Annotated in this window: 17 protein-coding genes; 4 read left to right on the top strand and 13 right to left on the bottom strand. The window is 60.0% G+C overall.

Features of this window, described 5'->3' with window-relative positions:
- Window positions 1–49 precede the first annotated feature (49 nt).
- The 8 genes from AO064_RS17760 to AO064_RS17725 form a co-directional block, all read right to left on the bottom strand.
- The gene (locus AO064_RS17760) at window positions 50–1402 is read right to left on the bottom strand and encodes an LLM class flavin-dependent oxidoreductase (RefSeq protein WP_064054157.1); all 1353 of its coding nucleotides are present in this window, start codon (window positions 1400–1402) and stop codon (window positions 50–52) included.
- Complete coding sequence (locus tag AO064_RS17755) at window positions 1402–2595, bottom strand: SfnB family sulfur acquisition oxidoreductase (RefSeq protein WP_064054156.1); 1194 nt, start codon at window positions 2593–2595, stop codon at window positions 1402–1404. The genes AO064_RS17760 and AO064_RS17755 overlap by 1 nt, the downstream gene beginning before the upstream one ends.
- Window positions 2596–2619: 24 nt before the next feature.
- Window positions 2620–3861, bottom strand: coding sequence for an SfnB family sulfur acquisition oxidoreductase (locus tag AO064_RS17750; protein ID WP_064054155.1), 1242 nt, complete (start codon window positions 3859–3861; stop codon window positions 2620–2622).
- Window positions 3862–4048: 187 nt separating this feature from the next.
- The gene (locus tag AO064_RS17745; protein WP_046034585.1) at window positions 4049–4813 is read right to left on the bottom strand and encodes a hypothetical protein; all 765 of its coding nucleotides are present in this window, start codon (window positions 4811–4813) and stop codon (window positions 4049–4051) included.
- A gap of 374 nt (window positions 4814–5187) precedes the next feature.
- Window positions 5188–5934 carry an L-cystine ABC transporter ATP-binding protein TcyN gene (gene tcyN / locus AO064_RS17740; protein ID WP_012721669.1) on the bottom strand — a complete coding sequence of 249 codons (747 nt, stop codon included), beginning with the start codon at window positions 5932–5934 and terminating at the stop codon, window positions 5188–5190.
- 3 nt (window positions 5935–5937) lie between these two features.
- A complete protein-coding gene (gene tcyL / locus AO064_RS17735; protein WP_012721670.1) occupies window positions 5938–6603 on the bottom strand; it encodes a cystine ABC transporter permease in 666 nt (221 codons plus the stop codon).
- The gene (tcyJ, locus tag AO064_RS17730; RefSeq protein WP_012721671.1) at window positions 6603–7397 is read right to left on the bottom strand and encodes a cystine ABC transporter substrate-binding protein; all 795 of its coding nucleotides are present in this window, start codon (window positions 7395–7397) and stop codon (window positions 6603–6605) included. The genes tcyL and tcyJ overlap by 1 nt, the downstream gene beginning before the upstream one ends.
- A 278-nt stretch (window positions 7398–7675) precedes the next feature.
- On the bottom strand, window positions 7676–8671 hold the full coding sequence (locus tag AO064_RS17725; protein WP_064054154.1) for a D-cysteine desulfhydrase: 996 nt from the start codon (window positions 8669–8671) through the stop codon (window positions 7676–7678).
- 166 nt (window positions 8672–8837) lie between these two features.
- Between AO064_RS17725 and epsC the strand changes: the two genes are divergently transcribed.
- From epsC to mgrA, 4 genes are all read left to right on the top strand, one after another.
- Entirely contained in the window at window positions 8838–9764 is a 927-nt protein-coding gene (gene epsC, locus AO064_RS17720; protein ID WP_064054153.1) for a serine O-acetyltransferase EpsC, read from the top strand.
- Between the two features lie 396 nt (window positions 9765–10160).
- Window positions 10161–12122 (top strand): choline transporter BetT, encoded by a 1962-nt coding sequence (betT, locus tag AO064_RS17715; RefSeq protein WP_163825780.1) that lies wholly within the window; start codon window positions 10161–10163, stop codon window positions 12120–12122.
- Window positions 12123–12327: 205 nt separating this feature from the next.
- On the top strand, window positions 12328–13656 hold the full coding sequence (locus tag AO064_RS17710; protein WP_082893952.1) for an OprD family outer membrane porin: 1329 nt from the start codon (window positions 12328–12330) through the stop codon (window positions 13654–13656).
- Between the two features lie 108 nt (window positions 13657–13764).
- Window positions 13765–14802 (top strand): L-glyceraldehyde 3-phosphate reductase, encoded by a 1038-nt coding sequence (gene mgrA / locus AO064_RS17705; protein WP_064054151.1) that lies wholly within the window; start codon window positions 13765–13767, stop codon window positions 14800–14802.
- Window positions 14803–14854: 52 nt separating this feature from the next.
- Here mgrA and AO064_RS17700 read toward each other — a convergent pair whose 3' ends face one another.
- The 5 genes from AO064_RS17700 to tauB all read right to left on the bottom strand — a co-directional run bounded on the left by AO064_RS17700 (window position 14855) and on the right by tauB (window position 19332).
- Window positions 14855–16054 carry a helix-turn-helix domain-containing protein gene (locus AO064_RS17700; RefSeq protein ID WP_064054150.1) on the bottom strand — a complete coding sequence of 400 codons (1200 nt, stop codon included), beginning with the start codon at window positions 16052–16054 and terminating at the stop codon, window positions 14855–14857.
- An 8-nt stretch (window positions 16055–16062) separates the two neighbouring features.
- Window positions 16063–16728 carry a hypothetical protein gene (locus tag AO064_RS17695; RefSeq protein WP_064054149.1) on the bottom strand — a complete coding sequence of 222 codons (666 nt, stop codon included), beginning with the start codon at window positions 16726–16728 and terminating at the stop codon, window positions 16063–16065.
- Window positions 16729–16871: 143 nt separating this feature from the next.
- Window positions 16872–17708 carry a taurine dioxygenase gene (tauD, locus tag AO064_RS17690; protein ID WP_064054148.1) on the bottom strand — a complete coding sequence of 279 codons (837 nt, stop codon included), beginning with the start codon at window positions 17706–17708 and terminating at the stop codon, window positions 16872–16874.
- A gap of 11 nt (window positions 17709–17719) precedes the next feature.
- The gene (tauC, locus tag AO064_RS17685) at window positions 17720–18556 is read right to left on the bottom strand and encodes a taurine ABC transporter permease TauC (RefSeq protein WP_064054147.1); all 837 of its coding nucleotides are present in this window, start codon (window positions 18554–18556) and stop codon (window positions 17720–17722) included.
- Window positions 18553–19332 (bottom strand): taurine ABC transporter ATP-binding subunit, encoded by a 780-nt coding sequence (gene tauB, locus AO064_RS17680; protein WP_064054146.1) that lies wholly within the window; start codon window positions 19330–19332, stop codon window positions 18553–18555. Before tauB ends, tauC begins: the two co-directional genes overlap by 4 nt.
- Window positions 19333–19335: the final 3 nt, after the last annotated feature.

Raw genomic sequence — 19335 nt, 5'->3', positions numbered from 1 at the left:
CAATGGAGATCCAATGTGGGAGGGGGCAAGCTCCCTCCCACATTTTTGATCAGTGGCGGTAGGTGGATCCGGTGTGTTGTTCGGGCAGGCGAGCCGTGCCGTGGAAGACTTTTTCCCGAAGGGTGCCGGTCTCATAAGCGGTCTTGTACGACCCACGGCGTTGCAACTCCGGCACCACCAGGTCGATAAAGTCCACGTAGCTTTCCGGCGTGACGATGCGCGTGAGGTTGAAGCCATCCAGGCCGGTTTCGCTGATCCAGGATTCCAACTCGTCGGCAACCTGCTCGGGTGAGCCGACCAGGGTGATGTAGCGGCCGCCCAGGGCGTGTTGCTCCAGCAACTTGCGGCGGGTCCAGTCGTTGTTCTGCAGGTTCTTGGTGGCCGACTGGATCGCGTTGCTCTTCACGTACTGGATCGGTTCGTCCAGTGCGTATTGGGCAAAATCGATGGCGGTGGACGCTGAGAAATGTGCCACGCCGGCTTCCGGGCTGGCGTAGCTCAAATATTCAGCGTGCTTGGCCCAGGCCAGCTCCTCGGTGGCGCCCACGATCACGTTGAGGCCCATGAACACTTTGATGTCATCGGGATTACGTCCGGCCTCGACCGCACTGGCGCGCACCTTATTGACTTGGACCTTGGTCGCCGCCTTGTTCTGCCCGCTGATGAATACACATTCGGCATGCCGCCCGGCGAACAGCAAGCCGCGATCCGAGCTGCCGGCCTGGAACAGCACCGGCGTGCGTTGTGGCGACGGCTCGCACAGGTGATAACCCTCCACTTGATAAAACTCGCCGTGGTGCTCGACCTTGTGCACCTTGCCCGGCTGCGCATACACCCGCGCCTGCGGATCATTGAGCACCGCGCCGTCTTCCCAGCTGCCTTCCCAGAGTTTGTAGAGCACTTCCAGGTATTCATCGGCCTGGTCGTAACGGCGGTCATGCTCGACCTGCTCGGTAAGGCCCATGGCCTTGGCGGCGCTGTCCAGGTAGCCGGTGACGATGTTCCAGCCCACGCGGCCACGGCTCAGGTGGTCGAGCGTGGACATGCGCCGGGCGAACAGATACGGCGGCTCGTAGGTGAGGTTGGCGGTAAGGCCGAAGCCGAGGTTCTTCGTGACCGCCGCCATCGCCGAGACCAGCAGCAACGGGTCATTCACCGGCAGCTGGATGGACTCCTTGAGCGGCACATCGATGGAGTTCTGGTAAACGTCGTAGACGCCGACGATATCGGCGATGAACAGGCCATCGAACAGCCCGCGCTCCAGGGTTTGCGCCAGGTCGGTCCAGTATTCAATCGTCTTGTACTGGGTGGACGTGTCCCGTGGATGGGTCCACAGGCCGTGGTTTATGTGCCCGATGCAGTTCATGTTGAAGGCATTGAGCAGGATCTTCTTTTTGCTCATCAGAGGGTCCCCCGCAGCGGCGGGTTTTCATCGTTGAGGTAGTAATTGCCCACCGCGTGGTACTTCCAGCGCACCGGGTCGTGCAGGGTGTGCACGCGGGCGTTGCGCCAGTGGCGGTCGAGGCCGTGCTCGGCCAGGGTCGCCTGGCTGCCGGCGAGTTCGAACAAGGTGCTGCCGGCGGCCAGGGAGATTTCGGTGCTCAAGGCGCGCACTTCAGCGACGGCAATCGAGGCGGCCGCAACCGTCTCGGCATTGCTGTCGGCCTGGGCACGGTCGAGGAATTCGCCCGAGCGCTCCAGCAGCGCTTCGGCGGCGTGCAGGCGGATACTCAGGTGGCCGAAGCTTTTCAGGGTCAATGGGTCTTCGGTGGCTTTGTCGCTGCCGGAGTCGATCCATGGGCGGGTCTTGGTACGTACGAAGTGCAGCGCGTCTTCAAAGGCCGCACGGGCGATGCCGGTGTCGATGGCGGCGTGGAGGATCTGCGCCAGAGGGCCAACCGTGGTCGGGCGCTCGAAGGCGCTCTGGAACGGAATCACGTCCTGGGCGGCGACCCACACGTTGTCGAACACCACCGAACCGCTGCCGGTGGTGCGCTGGCCGAAGCCGCTCCAGTCGTCGATTACGGTCAAGCCGTCGCTGTCGCGCGGCACAAAGGCGAGTTGCTGCACGCCCTGTTCATCCACCACCGAGGTGGGAATGCGTTGAGCGTAGATCGCACCGGTGGCGTAGAACTTGCGGCCGCTGATGCGCAAACCGTCGCCGTCGCGGGTGATTGAAGTGACGCGGTCATGGGCGGTCTTGGTGCCCAGTTCCGCCAGGGCGTTACCGAAGCGTTGACCGGCCAACACTTCGGCGTACAAGCGCTGTTGTTGTGCGGGGCTGCCGTTCACACGCAGCACTTCCAAGGCATAGAAATGATTTTGCGGGATCTGGCCCAGGGAGGCATCCGCCTGGGCGATCAAGGCGATGACCTTAGCCAGGGTGACGTTGGACACGCCCGCGCCGCCGTACTCCTTGGGCACGCTGATGCCCCACAGGCCGGAGCGCGAGAACACGTCCAGCTCGGGCAAGGGCAGGCGGCGCTCGCGGTCACGCTGGGCGCTGTCGCGGCGGAAGTCTTCGGCCAGGTCGCTGGCGACAATAAGGGCTTGTTCGTCGCTGGTAATGACCGCGACGGGGTGAGAGAAAGTCATGATGTTCTCCAGATGTCTGGTCGGTCAGATCCAGGAATGGCGAGCCGGCAAGGTACCGTTCAATCGATAGGCGCCGATGGCGTGATACTTCCAGCGCACCGGGTCGTGCAGGGTGTGCACGCGGGCGTTGCGCCAGTGGCGGTCGAGGTTGAATTCGGCAAGGGTGGCGCGGCTGCCGGCCAGTTCGAAGAGCTTTTCACTGACCAGCAGCGACACTTCGGTGGTCAGCACCTTGGCCTCGGCCACCGCGATGGATGCACGTGCCGCGGATTGCGCGGTGATCGGCGCGGCGCTGACCTGGTCCAGCACCTGGCCGGCCTTGCGCAGCAGGGCTTCGGCGGCGTGCAGTTCGATCTTCAGCTTGCCGATGTCGGCGATCACATACAGGTCATCGCTGGCGCGTTCGACCTTGGCGTCGATCCACGGGCGCGAGCGCTCACGCACGAACGCCACGGTGTCATCCAGTGCACCGCGCGCGATGCCGGCGTCGATGGCGGCCTGGATCAGTTGCGAGACGGCACCTTGGATATTCGGGGTTTCGCCGATACGCCAGTTTTCAACGACTAACTCGGCGTCCACCGGCACGTGGTCCAACAGCACCGTGCCGCTGGCGGTGGTGCGTTGGCCGAAGCCGTACCAATCGTCAACGATGCGCAGCCCTTCGGTGCCACGGCGCACGAACGCCATGACCTGCTTACCGTCATCGTTCAGGGCTTTTACCGCGACCCAATGGGCAAACAATGCGCCGGTGGAGTAGAACTTCTGGCCGCTGATCACGTAACCGTCACCTACGGTGGTGATGCGCGCCTTGAGTTCCAGGGTGTTTTTGGTGCCGCGCTCCGGGCCTCCGTTGCCGATGCGCCAGCCGTCGAGAACACTCTGGAACAGCTGCTTTTTCTGGCGTTCGGTAGCGGCGCCCTGCAACAGGTGCAGGATGCCGAAATGGTTCTGCGGGATCTGCCCGAGGGCCGGGTCTGCCGCGCTGATGATCGCGAACACGTCGGCCAGGGTCACGAACGACACCTGCGGGCCGCCGTATTCACGGGGAATGGAAATACTGCCCAGCCCACTGCGGGTGAACTGCTCGATCTGCGCCCATGGCAGCTTGCGCAGCTGGTCGCGCTTGGCGGCTTGCAGGCGTGCTGCCTGGGCCAGCTCATGAGCGGCCGTCAGCGCCTCTGCGTCGTTACGCAGCACGGCGGCCGGCAACAGCAGGGGGGCTACGTCCAGATCACGCTGGGGGGGTGTTAGAGCCAAGTTAGACATCAGCGCCGCTCCTTGGCTGCACGTAATGCCCTGGCGTTATGCACCGGGGTAATTCTGACCATACCGACCTCGCATTCAATGAAATAAAAACAGAAAAATCAGGAATGTCCGGTGGTCCGGTTTATATACCCTAAGCGTGTTAAATATTTAAATAAACTAACTTTTGGGAATATGCATAGAAGGTCTCTCACCCCGGTTCGCAAGGTGACCCCATTGGTCGCGGCTGGTAGATCAGCTCAGCCCCGGCCGTGCGGGTGGGGGCCTCGGCGGCAATGCGCACAGTACGGGCGGGCGCCCAGCGTGAATTGTTGCCGACGCGATCCAGAATGCAGTAGGTCACTTCCAGTCGGCAGTCGTCGCCGGCTTCGATAATCACCGTTGACGGCACCCATACCTGCAACGCCAGGCCGACGTCCTTGGCCTGGACCTGGGGCAGATCCAAGCGCGCATCGCCCCAGCGCAGCGTGATGGCATCGCCGCGGGTCATGTTCAGGTAGGGCTCGATGGTCAGGGGAATGCCGCGTCGCACCTGCCTGGCGTTGACGCCATAGCGGCGGATGGTGTCGGGCAGGCCTACGGGGGCGAGGTTGTGGTTTTCGTCGCGGTACAGGGGCGAGGGCTGGCCGCCTGGGTAGAGGGTCTTTACGCGCACTTGCGCCACCGCCGAACGTGCAGGGCAACGGCCGACTTGCATGACCTGGTAATGCACCCGGGCCGGGCCATCCAGCACGAAACTTTCCGGCACCCGAAGGTGGGTGATCGCGCCGATCCTGCAGGCCGTTACCCGGCGTGAAGCGGCAAAACAGTTGTTCCAGAACAGCTCGATCAGGTCGCCTTCATCCATGCCGGGATACGGCGCAATGTCGACTTGCAGGTGGGTGGCGGCCAGGGCATTGATGCCATGAGCGATGGCCTGGGGCAGCGTCGGGGCGGTGAGCAGGGTGTGCGTCATAAGTAATCTCCTTGATGCAGCCAGCAGCAATCGTTCCGGACCTTTTGGCGCGGGTGCGCGGGGGGGCCGAAAAGAACGATTCAGTGAGTAGCCGGGATAGGATCCAATCCTCTGGGCGCTAGATAAGAGGGTTGGCCAAGGGGCGTCAATGGCGGCAAAAGGCTAAACGGCGTGTTTGGAGATATTCAGAAGGGTCTGACTGGGAGGGGGCTTTTATGGCGGCTGCGAAGAGGGCTTTTACCGGGGGGTACGCGGAATTCCTGTAGGAGCCGTTTGTTGTGGCGAGGACGCTTGCTCCCGCTGGGTTGCGCAGCGGCGCCCAGCTTTTTGGCACTCCAGCGGGAGCAAGCGCCCTCGCCACATTCAAGGGTGTATCAGTGGGCGAGGAATTTACTCAGGAACTGTTTGGTGCGCTCTTCCTTGGGGTTGGCAAACAGCGCCTTGGCTTCCCCTTGCTCCACGATCACACCCTTGTCGAAGAAGATCACCCGGTTGGCCACATCTCGGGCGAAGCTCATTTCGTGGGTGACGATGACCATGGTGCGGTTTTCTTCGGCGAGGCTGCGGATGGTCGCCAGCACTTCACCCACCAGTTCCGGGTCGAGGGCCGAGGTGGGCTCGTCGAACAGGATCACCTCCGGCTCCATGGCCAGCGCACGGGCAATCGCCACGCGCTGCTGCTGGCCACCGGACAGGCGCCGTGGGTAGGCGTCTTCCTTGCCCGCCAGGCCGACCCTGGCCAACAACTGGCGGCCCAGCGCGACAGCGGCGTCGTGCGGCATCTTCTTGACCACGGTGGGGCCTTCGATGACGTTTTCCAGCGCGGTGCGGTGGGGGAACAGGTTGAAGCTCTGGAACACAAACCCCACGTGCTGGCGCAAGCGCCGCACCAGGCTCTGTTGCTGGTTGATCGGCTTGCTGGTGTCGATCTCGATGTCACCCACCTTGATGCGGCCGCTGGTGGGTTGCTCGAGGAAGTTCAGGCAGCGCAGGAAGGTGGTCTTGCCGGAACCGCTGGGGCCGATGATGGCGATGACTTCGCCTTCCTTGACCTCAAGGTCGATGCCGTTGAGTACCACCTGACCGTTGAATTGTTTGGTCAGTTTTTCAACCACGATCATGCTTCAGGACTCCAGGTCATGCCGGTTGACCCGGTCTTCCAGACGATTTTGCAAATGCGCCAGGATGCTCGCCAGGATCCAGTAGATCAGGGCTGCGGACAGGTACATGGTGAAAATTTCGAAGGTTCGCGCAGACACCAGTTGCGCCTGGCGGAACAGCTCGGGCACCTGAATGGTGGCGGCCAGCGCCGTGTCCTTGACCAGCGAAATAAAACTGTTGCCCAGCGGCGGCAGGGCCGTGCGCATCGCCTGCGGCAGGATGGCCCGGCGCAGGGTCTGCGCACGGGTCATGCCGATACTGGCGGCAGCTTCCCACTGGCCACGCTCGATGGAGGCGATGGCGGCGCGCAGGATTTCACAGGCGTAGGCGGCCATGTTCAGCGAAAAGCCGATCATGGCGGCCGGGATCGGATCCAGCTCTATGCCCACTTGCGGCAAGCCGTAGTAGATCAAAAACAGCTGTACCAGCAAGGGCGTGCCGCGAAAGAACGACACGTAGACACGGGCGATCCAACTGACCAACTTGAAGCGCGACAAACGCATCAAGGCCAGGCCGAAGCCCAGCACCAAACCGAAAAACATCCCGCCCAGGCTAAGAATCACCGTGTAATACGCGCCCTTGAGCAGAAAGGGCGCGGAGTCCAGCGCGAGTTGGAAACCTGCTTCCATTATTGAGTGACGTCAGCGTTGAAGTATTTCTCGGACAGCTTCTTCAAGGTGCCGTCGGCGCGCAGCTTGTCCAGAGCCTGGTTCACGGCGGCCAACAGCTCAGGCTCGCCTTTGCGCAGGGCAATACCGGCTTCCTGACGGGAGAAGGCATCGCCGGCGGCAGCGGTGTCCGGGGCTTTCTTGGCGTATTCCAACGCCGCGAGGCGGTCGATCAGGATGGCGTCGATGCGGCCGATGCGCAGGTCCTGGAACTTGGTCGGGTCGTCGTTATAGGTTTTGATGATGGCTTTGGGTTGGTTGTCCTTGAGCCATTGTTCGTAGTTGGTGCCCAGGCCCACGCCAACCTTCTTGCCGGCCAGGTCGTCGGCGGTCTTGATGGTGTCGACGTTTTTCTTCAGGACCAGCGCCTGGATACCCGAGACAGTGTAAGGCTTGGAGAAGTCGTATTTCTTCTTGCGCTCTTCGGAGATGGTCACTTGGTTGACCACGGCGTCCAGGCGCTTGGACTCAAGGGCTGCGAGGATGCCGTCCCACGGGGTGGCTTGCAGCTTGACCTTGACGCCCAGCTCTTTGGCCAAGGCTTCGGAAAGCTCAACCTCGAACCCGCTGAGCTTGCCGCTTTCATCGACAAAGCTGAACGGTGGATAGGTGCCTTCCAGGCCGATCTTGATCTCGCCGGCTTTCTTGATGTTGCCCAGTTGTTCACCGGCAACCGCCTGCCCCAGCAGGCCCGCCCCGAGAGCTAGGCCCAAAGTGCCAACCAACAACGTGCGACGGAATACAGAAATAGTCATGAAGAGCCCCTGTGTTTTTTATGTTGAGCGAAGCAGGTGACGCAGTAGTCGTATCCTGCCTTAAAGCGCGTAGCGCGTCTTCGCCTACGGCGCGATGATAAAGCCGGTTTTTAAGACTTGAAAATAATATAAATCTAAATTCATATTCCATTATCGAATATATGTTGAGTCTAATGTGGGAGGGGGCTTGCCCCCGATAGCGGTGGGTCAGTGATACATGCATAAACTGACACTGCCCTATCGGGGCAAGCCCCCTCCCACATTTAGCCTGCGTTTATTCAGTTGAAAACCGAGTCATAGGCAAACAATGCCGGGGCCCCACCGGTGTGCAGGAAAATAATCGGGCCGTCCTCGAACCGCTGACGCCCGATACCGTCCAGCAAGCCGGCCATGGCCTTGCCAGTGTAGACCGGGTCCAGCAGCAGGCCTTCCTGGCTTGCCAATAGCTTGACCGCCGAAAGGGTGCCGGCGTTCGGTTCGCCATAACGCGGGCCGAAATATTCGTCCCACAGGATCACCTTGAAGGCGTCGGGGATCGCCACACCCAGCAACTCGGCGGTGCGTTCGGCCAGGCCCTGCACTTTCGGGCGCTGGGCTTCGTCGGTACGCGACACGGTGACGCCCATCACCGGCAGGTTCGGCAGCACTTCGCTCAAGGCCAGGGCCAGGCCACTGTGAGTCCCGGCACTGCCGGACGCCAGCACCACGGCGGCAAAGTCGATGCCGCTGTCTTGGATCTGTCCGGCTAGCTCCAGGCCGGCGCGCACATAACCAAGTGCGCCGAGGGCATTGGAGCCGCCGATGGGCACCAGGTACGGCTTCTTGCCGTTGCTGCGCAGACGGTCGGCGAGGGCGTTGAGCTGGTCGTCGACGTTGTCGAGGTTCTCCACCAATTCCACCTTGGCGTCGAACAGGTCCAGCAGCAGGCGGTTGCCGTTGCCCAGGTAGCTAGGGTCTTCGGTGCCGGTGGGGTTTTCCAGCAGGGCGACACAGCCCAGGCCAAGCTTGGCGGCCAGCGCAGCCGTCTGGCGCACATGGTTGGACTGGATGGCGCCTGCGGTCACCAGAGTGTCGGCGCCCTGGGCGATGGCATCGGCGGCGAGGTATTCGAGTTTGCGCAGCTTGTTACCGCCCATGGCCAGCGGCGTGGTGTCGTCGCGTTTGACGTAGATATCCCGGCCCAGCCAAGTCGACAGCCGCTCGAGTTTTTCTAGGGCAGTGACGCCGCCCAGCAGGTCCAGGCGATTAAAACGGTCGAGCTGTTGTTTGATCATGGTTACGCACGGTTGCTGAGTGGTGGGGCGACTATAGGCAGGCACTTTTCATCGAGCAACCGACAATCGCTTATGTCGGATGGTTCTTAGCATCGCACCATTGGTTCTTAAGGGCGGCCAGGGTGCATACCGTAAAGTGAGGGCCATTTCGTCAGGAGTGAATACCGTGAGTGAGCGTTCCAGTCATTGGCAATTACAGACCATCGTCAGCCAACTGCGCGGCGCCCGGGACCAGTGGCGAACGCGCAACGGTCGCTTGAGTGGTGAACATGGCGGCCGTGAGCTGCCATCGCGCGAAGCCGTGGCGCAGATCCTTGAAGCCTTGTGCGGTGCGTTGTTCCCGATGCGCCTGGGGCCGGTGGACCTGCGTGAAGAAAGTGAAGACTTTTACGTCGGCCATACCCTCGATGTGGCGTTGAATGCCTTGCTCGGCCAGGCCCGTCTGGAACTGCGCTACGCCGCACGACAGGGCGCCAAGGATGACGGCGAAGTCGACGCGCTCGCGATCCGCCTGATCCAGGATTTCGCCCTGGCCTTGCCGTCCCTGCGCAGCCTATTGGACACCGACGTACTGGCTGCCTATCACGGCGACCCGGCCGCGCGCAGTGTGGATGAAGTATTGCTGTGCTATCCGGGGATTCTGGCAGTGATTCACCACCGCTTGGCGCACCACCTGTACCGCGCCGGTTTGCCGTTATTGGCGCGCATCAGTGCCGAGATCGCCCATTCAGCCACGGGGATCGATATCCATCCCGGCGCACAGATCGGCCCGAGCTTCTTTATCGACCACGGGACCGGTGTGGTGATCGGCGAGACTGCGATCATCGGCGAGCGTGTGCGTATCTACCAGGCCGTGACCCTGGGCGCCAAACGCTTCCCGGCGGATGAAGATGGGCAGTTGCAGAAGGGGCATCCGCGCCATCCGATCGTCGAGGATGACGTGGTGATCTATGCCGGCGCGACGATCCTGGGGCGCATCACCATCGGCAAGGGCTCGACCATTGGCGGTAATGTGTGGCTGACCCGCAGCGTGCCAGCGGGAGCGAATATTACCCAGGCGAATTTGCAGCATGAGGACGGCGCGCAGAAGTAAAGCACCTGCACAAATACCCTGTGGGAGGGGGCTTGCTCCCGATAGCGAAGTGTCAGTCAATAATGAATTGGCTGAACCACCGCCATCGTGGGCAAGCCCCCTCCCACATTTTGTGTGCATTTCACCTCCAGACCGCTGAACGATTTCCCCTTCTCGCCCGTCATACCAGTCCTTGAGCTAGTGTAGGAATCACCTACCACTCAGCCTTGCGATTAGTCCCAGACCGCCTATCCATGTTTAACTTGAATGCTCGTTCAAGTTAAACCCGGTGGTTCGCTGCCCGCTCACAACAGGAGGCTTACCTTTGCTGAGTCCGTTATTTACAGCCACATCTCACACACCAGGGGTGCATCGTTCATGAGTGCATCGTCCACCCCAGCCAGCGGCATGGTGCGCATGAATGCGCCCGTCTTCTACTTTGCCGCGACCTTCATCCTGCTGTTCGGCATCACGGTCATCGCTATCCCGCAACAGGCCGGTGCCTGGTTGCTGGCGGCGCAAAACTGGGCGGCCAATACGGTCGGCTGGTACTACATGTTGGCGATGACCCTGTATCTGGTCTTCGTGGTGGTCACCGCGCTATCGGGCTACGGCAAGATAAAACTCGGTGCCGACCACGACGAGCCCGAATTCAGTTACCTGTCCTGGGCCGGCATGCTGTTCGCTGCCGGAATCAGCATCACGCTGTTCTTTTTCTGCGTGTCCGAGCCGCTGACGCACCTGGTGCAACCGCCACAGGGCGCGCCGCTCAACGCCGACGCTGCGCGTCAGGCCATGCAGGTGCTGTTTCTGCATTGGGGCTTGCATGGTTGGGGCGTGTTCGCCTTTGTCGGCATGGCTTTGGCGTACTTCGCTTACCGGCATAACCTGCCGCTGGCATTGCGATCGGCGCTGTACCCACTGATCGGCAAGCGCATCAACGGCCCTATCGGTTATGCGGTGGATGGCTTCGGCATCATCGCCACGGTGTTCGGCCTCGGCGCCGATATGGGCTTTGGTGTGCTGCACCTCAACTCCGGGCTCGATTACCTGTTTGGCATCGCCCACACCCAGTGGATCCAGGTCGGCTTGATCACCCTGATGATGGGCGCCGCGATCCTGGTCGCCGTGGCCGGCGTCGATAAAGGCGTGCGGGTGATGTCCGACATCAACATGCTGCTGGCCTGTGCGCTGCTGCTGTTCGTGTTGTTCGCCGGGCCCACCCAGCACTTGCTCAACACCTTGATCCAGAACATCGGTGACTACTTGGGCGCCTTGCCGACCAAGAGCTTCGACGTGTACGCCTACGATAAGCCGAGCGACTGGCTTGGCGGTTGGACCGTGTTCTACTGGGCCTGGTGGATCGCATGGTCGCCGTTCGTGGGCCTGTTTATCGCGCGTATTTCCCGTGGTCGTACCATCCGTGAATTCGTCTTCGGCGTACTGCTGATCCCGCTGGGCTTTACCCTGGCGTGGATGTCGATTTTCGGCAACAGCGCCATCGACCAAGTGCTCAACCACGGCATGGCCGCACTCGGCCAGTCGGCCATCGATGACCCGTCGATGAGCCTCTACCTGCTGCTGGAAACCTACCCGTGGAGCAAGACCGTCATCGCGGTCACGGTGTTTATCAGCTTCGTGTTCTTCGTCACCTCGGCGGACTCGGGCACCGTCGTGCTGTCGACGCTGTCGTCCAAGGGCGGCAACGCCGATGAAGACGGGCCGAAGTGGCTGCGGGTGTTCTGGGGGGCGATGACCGCGTTGGTCACCAGTGCCTTGTTGTTCGCCGGCAGTATCGATTCGCTCAAGTCAGCGGTGGTGCTGACCTCGTTGCCGTTCTCGATGATCCTGCTGCTGATGATGTGGGGACTGCACAAAGCCTTCCATCTGGAATCGCAGAAGCAGATCGCCCAGCTGCATTCGCTGGCGCCGATCTCGGCGGCGCGCAAGGGGCGTGGCGGCTGGCGCCAGCGCCTGAGCCAGGCTGTGCACTTCCCGTCGCGTGACGAGGTGTACCGCTTCCTTGAAGCAACGGTGCGTCCGGCCATCGAAGAAGTGACGGCGGTGTTTGTCGAGAAGGGCCTGAATGTGGTGACTCAGCCCGACCCGGCCAACGACAGCGTGAGCCTGGAAATCGGCCATGGCGAGGAGCATCCCTTCGTCTACCAGGTGCAGATGCGCGGTTACTTCACACCGTCCTTCGCCCGTGGTGGCATGGGCTCCAAAGAGCTCAACAACCGTCGCTACTACCGGGCGGAAGTGCACTTGAGCGAGGGCAGCCAGGACTACGACTTGGTGGGCTACACCAAGGAGCAGATCATCAACGACATCCTCGACCAGTACGAACGGCATCTGCAGTTCCTGCACTTGGTACGTTAGTCGCCTGTGGGAGCGGGCTTGCCCGCTCCTTAAAACCCCGCAAAGCCCTGTCCTAGAGGGTTTTCTTAAATTTAATTTCATCCGTCAAACCCTCGGTTTGACGCGCAACTGTCATCTGGCCACTGCGTAATTGTGTGAAGCGTTTGACGCTTTCATTTCAAAACAGTGACGGAGACCGGTACCGATGAAGACGTTATTAAGCCCCATGGTGGGTGCCGCCATGGCAAGCTTTATGCTGTCCGCCCATGCCGATTTTATCGAGGACAGCCACGCGGATGTGACCCTGCTCAATCGCTATCTCAACCAACAGGGGCGTGATGTGGTGAACAGCAACGCCAAGGCCCACAGCATTCGCGATTGGGGCCAGGGCTTCGAGTTCAACTTCAAGTCCGGCTACACCGAGGGACCGGTGGGGTTTGGCCTGGATCTGCAGGCGTTCTACGGGTTGAAACTGGACTCGGGTGGCGACCTCAACGACAAGGATCACCAGGGCCGTTACCCCGGCAGCATGTTCCCGCTGGACAACGGCAAGTCCGCCGACCAGTTCGGTGTGCTGAGCCCGACGTTCAAGATGCGTTTTGCCAAGGATGAACTGCGCGTCGGTACGCTCTACGGCAACAACCCAGTACTGGCCAACACCGACGGGCGCCTGTACCAGCAGACCAACACGGGTGTGCAGCTGGTGTCCAAGGACCTCAGCGACTTCACCTTCACCGGCGGCGATATCTTCAAGACCAAGATCCGTAACGAAACCGGCGACCAGGGCATGATCACTGCCGGGGGGACCAAAGAGAGTGATCGCTTCCTGTTCGGCGGCGCGGACTACACCGGCCTACATAACACCACGGTCAGCCTGTGGTACTCCAACCTTGAGGATTACTACCAGCAGTTCTTCCTCGGCGCCAAGCGCCATGACGCCTTGTCCGTGGGCGCCATCGACACCGACGTGCGCGTGTTCCGCAGCCTGGGTGTGGGCGGCAACGCCGATGGCGACAAAGACTTTGCGGCGGCCGGCCTCTACGGTGACGGCACCGGCAAAGGCCGCATCAACCAGACCACCGCCAGCTTGCTCGAGAGCTACAGCCTGGACGGTCACACCGTCGGCCTGGGGATCCAGAAGAACAGCGGCGACAGCGACTTCCCGTACCTGGATTCCGGCCTGAACAGCGGCGACAACCGCCAGGGCCCCGGTTCAGGTGCCGACACCCCGGCGCTGACCAACCTGCAGTTGAATAAATTCCAGCATGCCGGTGAGCGCACCTGGCTGGCGCAGTACAAATATGACTTCGGCAAACTCGGCCTCACCGGCCTGACGTTCTCCGCCGGCTACGCCCACGGCGATGACATCCGCACGGCGCAGGGCACTACGAGTGAATGGGAGCGTGACGTTGCCGTGGCCTATCAAGTACCCACCGGCACCCTCAAAGGCCTCGGTGTGACCTGGAAAAACGCCCATGCCAGCCCGGATATCACCGGCGCCACCGTGCAGGATGAAAACCGCCTCTATGTCAGCTATGTCGTTCCACTCTGGTAGGAAATTGCTGTAAAACGGACAGACAGACTTAAGCGATTCAGCTGGTTAAAAGGCCTGGGAATATCGTTATTCCCAGGCCTTATTTGCCTACGTCCAAGAGAGGATTCGATGACTTACATTGCTGCCGAAAACCGCTATGAATCTATCCCGTATCGCCGCGTAGGCCGCAGTGGATTGGTGCTGCCGGCACTGTCCCTGGGCCTGTGGCACAACTTTGGCGACAGCACCCCGATCGACACCCAGCGCGCCCTGCTGCGCACCGCGTTCGACCTGGGGATCAACCACTTCGACCTGGCCAACAACTACGGCCCGCCCTATGGCAGCGCCGAGATCAACTTCGGCCGTTTGCTGCGCGAAGACTTCAAGCACTACCGCGATGAACTGATCATCTCCAGCAAGGCCGGTTGGGACATGTGGCCCGGTCCTTACGGCCAGGGCGGCGGTTCGCGCAAATACGTGCTAGCGAGCCTGGACCAGAGCCTGCAGCGCCTGGGCGTCGACTACGTGGATATTTTTTACTCCCACCGTTTTGACGCCGACACCCCGCTGGAAGAAACCGCCAGCGCCCTCGCCACCGCCGTGCAGCAAGGCAAGGCGTTGTACATCGGTATCTCGTCCTATTCGGGGGTAAAAACCCGCGAAATCGCCGCCCTGCTCAATGAGTGGAAAGTGCCGCTGCTGATCCACCAACCGGCTTACAACCTGCTCAACCGCTGGGTGGAAAAAGACCTGCTGGACACCACCGAAGAACTCGGTGCCGGCGTGATTGCCTTCACGCCGCTGGCCCAAGGGCTGCTGACCGACAAATACCTCAACGGCGTGCCGGCCGATGCGCGAGTGCATCGTCCGGGTGGTGGTTCGTTACAGGCCAAGCACCTGTCCGAAGCCAACATCGCCCACGTGCGGGCGCTGAATGAAATTGCCCAGCGGCGTGGCCAGAGTCTGGCGCAACTGGCATTGGCCTGGACGTTGCGTGATCCTCGGGTGACCAGTGCGTTGATTGGTGCGAGCCGGCCTGAGCAGATTATTGAAAACGTCGGGGCGTTGAAGAATTTGAGCTTCAGCGCCGAAGAACTGGCGGAGATTGATCGATTTGCGCAGGAAGGCGGGATCAACCTGTGGGAAAAACCCTCCACTGCTGAGTAACATCATGACCAATCCCACTCTGTATGTGGGATTGGCTAAAAAGAATAACTAACTATTTTTTCGGAAAGTCTAAAACGGTAGATTTTGTCGAGTGAACTTTTGATGTGCGTGGAGCGTTGACGCGAAGTCTGATGTCAACAACTTGAGCATTGCTGTCATTAAAGAAATAGCCTTTTTCAACCCCACATAGCTCCTCTAGCTTCTCTCTTGGTATGCCGAGTATCCCTTGCAGAGAGCTTTTTGAAAGTATTGAGTTCTCTACCAGCATGCGTAAGCTTCGAGATAGGATTTTTGGTCGTTCAAATTCGAAAGTATCATCCAATGGCTCTTTTTTTACCCACCCTCTAGCCGACCGGCCCTTCCATAGGCGTGTGGCCGAATTGCTGTCAACAATTTCCAAGTCTTGGCAGCGTTTGATCATTGCGGCGATTGAGACTTTCCATCTATTTTTCAAGGCCAGAAATCCATCAAGCGTAGGCCATTTTATTTCAAGAGGGAAGGATTCAGATGGCATCAGAAATGCACTTGCGAAGCGGTGAGCTTGCGCTTCCAATAAGTGGTAGTCGCTTTTGGCTTGGTCTATATTCACATTGCGATGTAAGACGAGGTGGCCCAGTTCATGTGCCGCGTCAAAACGATTTCTAATAGGACTCGCTTTATCCTCGGCAATGAGCACATATGGCCTGTCGTCGACACCTGACCAGCGTGAGACACCATCCATTTTCAAGTATCCGAGGTGACATTTCGCGGTAACTACGCCGGCATTTTCCAATGTTTGTAACATGTCAGTAATAGGGCCATAGCCAATTCCCCACAGTTTTCGGCACTCATCGGCGAGCTGTTCAATGTCTTCGTCGCTGAGAAGCCGTATATCACCAGAGTAGGCTGGAATGCGCACTGCAGGGAACTCTAAGCTTTCCTGTAATTTATAGGAAATTTCTTCAAGCCAATCGAGTCTTGCGTGGGCCACATCCCAAGACACTTTAGGAGTGGATACCTGTGACCTAAAGAAACTTGGTGTTGATCTACTTGAGTTAACAGGGACTTCCAGTAGCCAGCTTTCAGATACTTCAAAAAAAGTACAAAGTTTTTGAAAACTGTGCGCTGTTGGGAATGCACTACCCTTTTCCCATTTCGAAATGTTCCCCGACGAACAGCCAATAAGCTCCGCCAGGTGCTCTTGTGTGAGCCCGGATGCAGATCTTAATTGTTTAAGTCGTTCGGGCTGAAAGCCAAGTATTCCTGATCTCATGGTTTATCTCACAACTCTTCGCTGAAAGAGTCTTCAAGTCCTTCATCACGACGCATCTGTTTGCGAATGACCGGCCATGCCAAGTCGAAGTTATTGTCAACTTCGCTTTCGTATCCGGCTAGGAATTCATTTAAGGTACACCAGACGTGATAGTCAGCACAGCTATTGAAGTAAGGGACTGCAAGGATGATGTCTAGAGGTGCATCTTGACTCATGTGCCGTGGTGGAGAAAGGGGGATGACGATGGCATTTAGTGTATGGTCGGATGAAATGCTGATTGGATTTTTTTCGCCAAGTTCGAGCTGCGGAGACATCAAGAAGCTGTTCAGCTTTGAGTTGTTTAAACGATATTTGGCTGGGCGAAGTGTTTTTTTCCACGGTTTGACGGCAGCCGTAAGCCTCACATCGGCTGTGGTCATCAATGTGTAAAACTCACCCTTTGGATTTGTAGAAACCACCTGCGAAGACCAAGCTTGCTGAAGCCCCGCAAGCCCATCCTGGATATAGGTATAGCGGTCTTGGGCGCGTTTTCGGTCTTTAGGGATATGTACAATATCGTTTCCCGCTGCAAACGCTTTTCGAAACGCAGTCGGAATAATATTTTTGATTTCTTCGAAGTGGTTGCGCGGAACCTTTCGACGCAGATAGCTAAGAATTTCTTCTTGTGTGTTCATGACACCTCCCACAGGTCATTTTTCCTAAAGCAGACTTTAGGCTATTTTTCCTTCCTTTTGAATGTGCGAATGACCAGCGGGTATATTTTTTACAGTAGAGAGATTCCTGGCTTTGGCGGTGGGTTCATTTCCCAGGCGGATCTTTAGAATGGCACATCCCCCAAAATCGTGGCCCGATGCATCACCCGCCGTTGCGGCCGGTAGTCATCCACCGCGTAATGCTGCGTCACGCGGTTATCCCAGAACGCCACATCGTTTTCCTGCCAACGCCAGCGAATGGTGAACTCCGGACGTGTCGCGTGGGCGAACAGCAGCTTGAGGATCGCCTCGCTTTCCGCCGGCTCAAGCCCATTGATTGTGGTGGTAAACCCCTCACTCACGAACAGCGACTTACGCCCACTCACCGGATGCGTACGCACCACCGGGTGGGACAGCGGTGGGTTTTTCTTGCGGGTTTCTTCCCAGCGCACCAGGTCTTCGGCGGTGTTGCCAAAGCGCTCCAGCGGGAAGGATTTGGTGAAGTCATGCGTCGCGGTCAGCCCGTCGAGCAACCGCTTGAACGGTTCGGACAATGCCTCATACGCCGCGATCCCGCTGGCCCACAACGTGTCGCCACCAAACGCCGGCAGCAGCTTGGCGCTGAGCACCGCACCGAGCGCCGGGGTGGGCAGGAAGGTCACGTCGGTGTGCCACACGGCGTTGTCGCGCACGTCGGTGACGGCGGTGTCGAGGATCAGCACTTCGGGCTGTTCCGGTACGTTGGGGTAGATCGGGTGGATATGCAGGTCGCCGAAATTCGCCGCAAACCGCGCTTGCTGCTGCGGGTTGATGGCTTGGCCTCGGAAGAACAGCACCGAGTGCGTGAGCAACGCCTGTTCAATGGCGTGGCGCTGCTCGAGGTCCAGCGGCTGGGTGATGTCGACGCCACTGATCTGGGCGCCCAGTGCGGTACTTAAGGGGGTAACGGTCAGGCTGCTCATGCGGTTCTCACTCAATGTGCCTGGCCATGCCAAGGCACCAGTTTGCGTTGCAGTGCACGCAAGCCCATTTCCATGGCGAAGGCGATCAAGGCGATGACGAGGATCCCCAGCACCACCACGTCGGTGACCAGGAACTGCGCCGCTGACTGCACCATGAAGCCCAGGCCGCTGGTGGCGGCGATCAATTCTGCGGCGACCAATGTCGACCAACCCACACCCAGCCCGATGCGTACGCCGGTGAGGATATCGGGCAGGGCGCTCGGCAGGATCACATGACGAATCAACTGCGCACGGCTGGCGCCCAGCGACTGCGCGGCGCGCAGCTTGGCCGGGTCGACCGTGCGCACGCCGGTGGCCGTGGCGATGGCAATGGGCGCAAAGATCGCCAAGTAAATCAGCAGCACCTTGGACAGCTCGCCGATGCCGCACCAGATCACGATCAACGGCAGATAGGCCAGGGGCGGGATCGGCCGGTAGAACTCGATCAGTGGGTCGAGCACACCCCGGGCGACACGATTGGAACCGATGGCAATGCCCACGGGCACGGCGGTCAGCACGGCAAAACCCAGGCCCAGGCCGATACGGCTGAGGCTCGCGCCCAAGTGCTGCCACAAGGTGGAATCCATGTAGCCGCTGGTCGCCAGCAGCCAGCCTTTTTGCAGCACGGCGGACGGCGGTGGCAGGAATAAGGGTTCGATCAAACCGGTAGCGGTCACGGCCCACCAGAGGGCCAACAAGGTGAACAGGGTCAGCAGGCTGATCCAGCGCGTACTCAAGCTGCGGCGCACCGGGATAACCGCGTGCGCCAATGGCTGGGTGGTGGTGGCGGGGAGTTCGTAGCTGCTCATGCGGACACCTGCCGTTGGGAGAACACTTTGCCCAGCACGTGTTCGCGGGTTTCGATAAAGCGCGGGTCGGACTTGATCGCCCGCGCCGATTCACCGGCGGCGTAGCGCTGGCCGAAGTCCAGGCTCAGGCGTTCGACGATCTGGCCGGGGTTGGGTGCCAGCAGGATCAGGTCGGTGGCGAGAAATACCGCCTCTTCGATGTCGTGGGTGATCAGGAACACCGGCTTGGCCGTGCGCCGCCAGACTTGCAGCAACAGCTCCTGCATCTGCTCGCGGGTGAAGGCATCGAGGGCGCCGAAGGGTTCGTCCATCAGCAGTACGCGCGGGTCGGCAGCCAACGCGCGGGCCAGGCCGACACGTTGCTTCTGGCCGCCGGAAAGCTGCCAGATACGGCGGCTGTCGAAACCGGCGAGGTCAACCAGCGCGAGCATTTCCCGGGCGCGGACTTCGCGTTGCGCCTTGGGCACACCGGCCAGCTCCAGGCCGAAGCCGACATTGGCCAGTACGTCCTGCCAGGGCAGCAGGGCGTCGTCCTGGAACACCACGCCGCGCTCGGCGCTGGGGCCGTTGACCGGCACGCCATCGAGGGTGATGCGCCCGGCAGACGGTTTGACAAAGCCGGCAATCAGGTTCAACAGCGAAGTCTTGCCACTGCCGGACGGGCCGAGGGCCACCAGCAATTGCTGGGGCCCCAAGTCGAGTGAAATGTCTGACAGTACCGGTTCTGTGGCGCCTGGGTACTGTGCGCTGATGCGCTCCAGTTGTAGCAAGGCCATCGC

This window comes from Pseudomonas marginalis, assembly GCF_001645105.1.
Classification (GTDB): domain Bacteria; phylum Pseudomonadota; class Gammaproteobacteria; order Pseudomonadales; family Pseudomonadaceae; genus Aquipseudomonas; species Aquipseudomonas petroselini.
The sequence above is the reverse complement of the archived record's forward strand: the minus strand, read 5'-3'. Positions and strand labels throughout refer to the sequence as shown.

Excerpts from the sequence above, each read along its gene's own strand:
- mgrA (WP_064054151.1), top strand. The coding sequence starts at position 13,765 with ATGACTTACATTGCTGCCGAAAACCGCTATGAATCTATCCCGTATCGC.
- AO064_RS17745 (WP_046034585.1), bottom strand. The coding sequence starts at position 4,813 with ATGACGCACACCCTGCTCACCGCCCCGACGCTGCCCCAGGCCATCGCT.
- tcyJ (WP_012721671.1), bottom strand. The coding sequence starts at position 7,397 with ATGACTATTTCTGTATTCCGTCGCACGTTGTTGGTTGGCACTTTGGGC.
- AO064_RS17755 (WP_064054156.1), bottom strand. The coding sequence starts at position 2,595 with ATGACTTTCTCTCACCCCGTCGCGGTCATTACCAGCGACGAACAAGCC.
- tauC (WP_064054147.1), bottom strand. The coding sequence starts at position 18,556 with ATGAGCAGCTACGAACTCCCCGCCACCACCACCCAGCCATTGGCGCAC.
- AO064_RS17710 (WP_082893952.1), top strand. The coding sequence starts at position 12,328 with ATGGTGGGTGCCGCCATGGCAAGCTTTATGCTGTCCGCCCATGCCGAT.
- tauD (WP_064054148.1), bottom strand. The coding sequence starts at position 17,708 with ATGAGCAGCCTGACCGTTACCCCCTTAAGTACCGCACTGGGCGCCCAG.
- tcyL (WP_012721670.1), bottom strand. The coding sequence starts at position 6,603 with ATGGAAGCAGGTTTCCAACTCGCGCTGGACTCCGCGCCCTTTCTGCTC.
- AO064_RS17725 (WP_064054154.1), bottom strand. The coding sequence starts at position 8,671 with ATGATCAAACAACAGCTCGACCGTTTTAATCGCCTGGACCTGCTGGGC.
- AO064_RS17700 (WP_064054150.1), bottom strand. The coding sequence starts at position 16,054 with ATGAGATCAGGAATACTTGGCTTTCAGCCCGAACGACTTAAACAATTA.
- AO064_RS17695 (WP_064054149.1), bottom strand. The coding sequence starts at position 16,728 with ATGAACACACAAGAAGAAATTCTTAGCTATCTGCGTCGAAAGGTTCCG.
- AO064_RS17750 (WP_064054155.1), bottom strand. The coding sequence starts at position 3,861 with ATGTCTAACTTGGCTCTAACACCCCCCCAGCGTGATCTGGACGTAGCC.
- AO064_RS17760 (WP_064054157.1), bottom strand. The coding sequence starts at position 1,402 with ATGAGCAAAAAGAAGATCCTGCTCAATGCCTTCAACATGAACTGCATC.
- betT (WP_163825780.1), top strand. The coding sequence starts at position 10,161 with ATGAATGCGCCCGTCTTCTACTTTGCCGCGACCTTCATCCTGCTGTTC.
- tcyN (WP_012721669.1), bottom strand. The coding sequence starts at position 5,934 with ATGATCGTGGTTGAAAAACTGACCAAACAATTCAACGGTCAGGTGGTA.
- tauB (WP_064054146.1), bottom strand. The coding sequence starts at position 19,332 with ATGGCCTTGCTACAACTGGAGCGCATCAGCGCACAGTACCCAGGCGCC.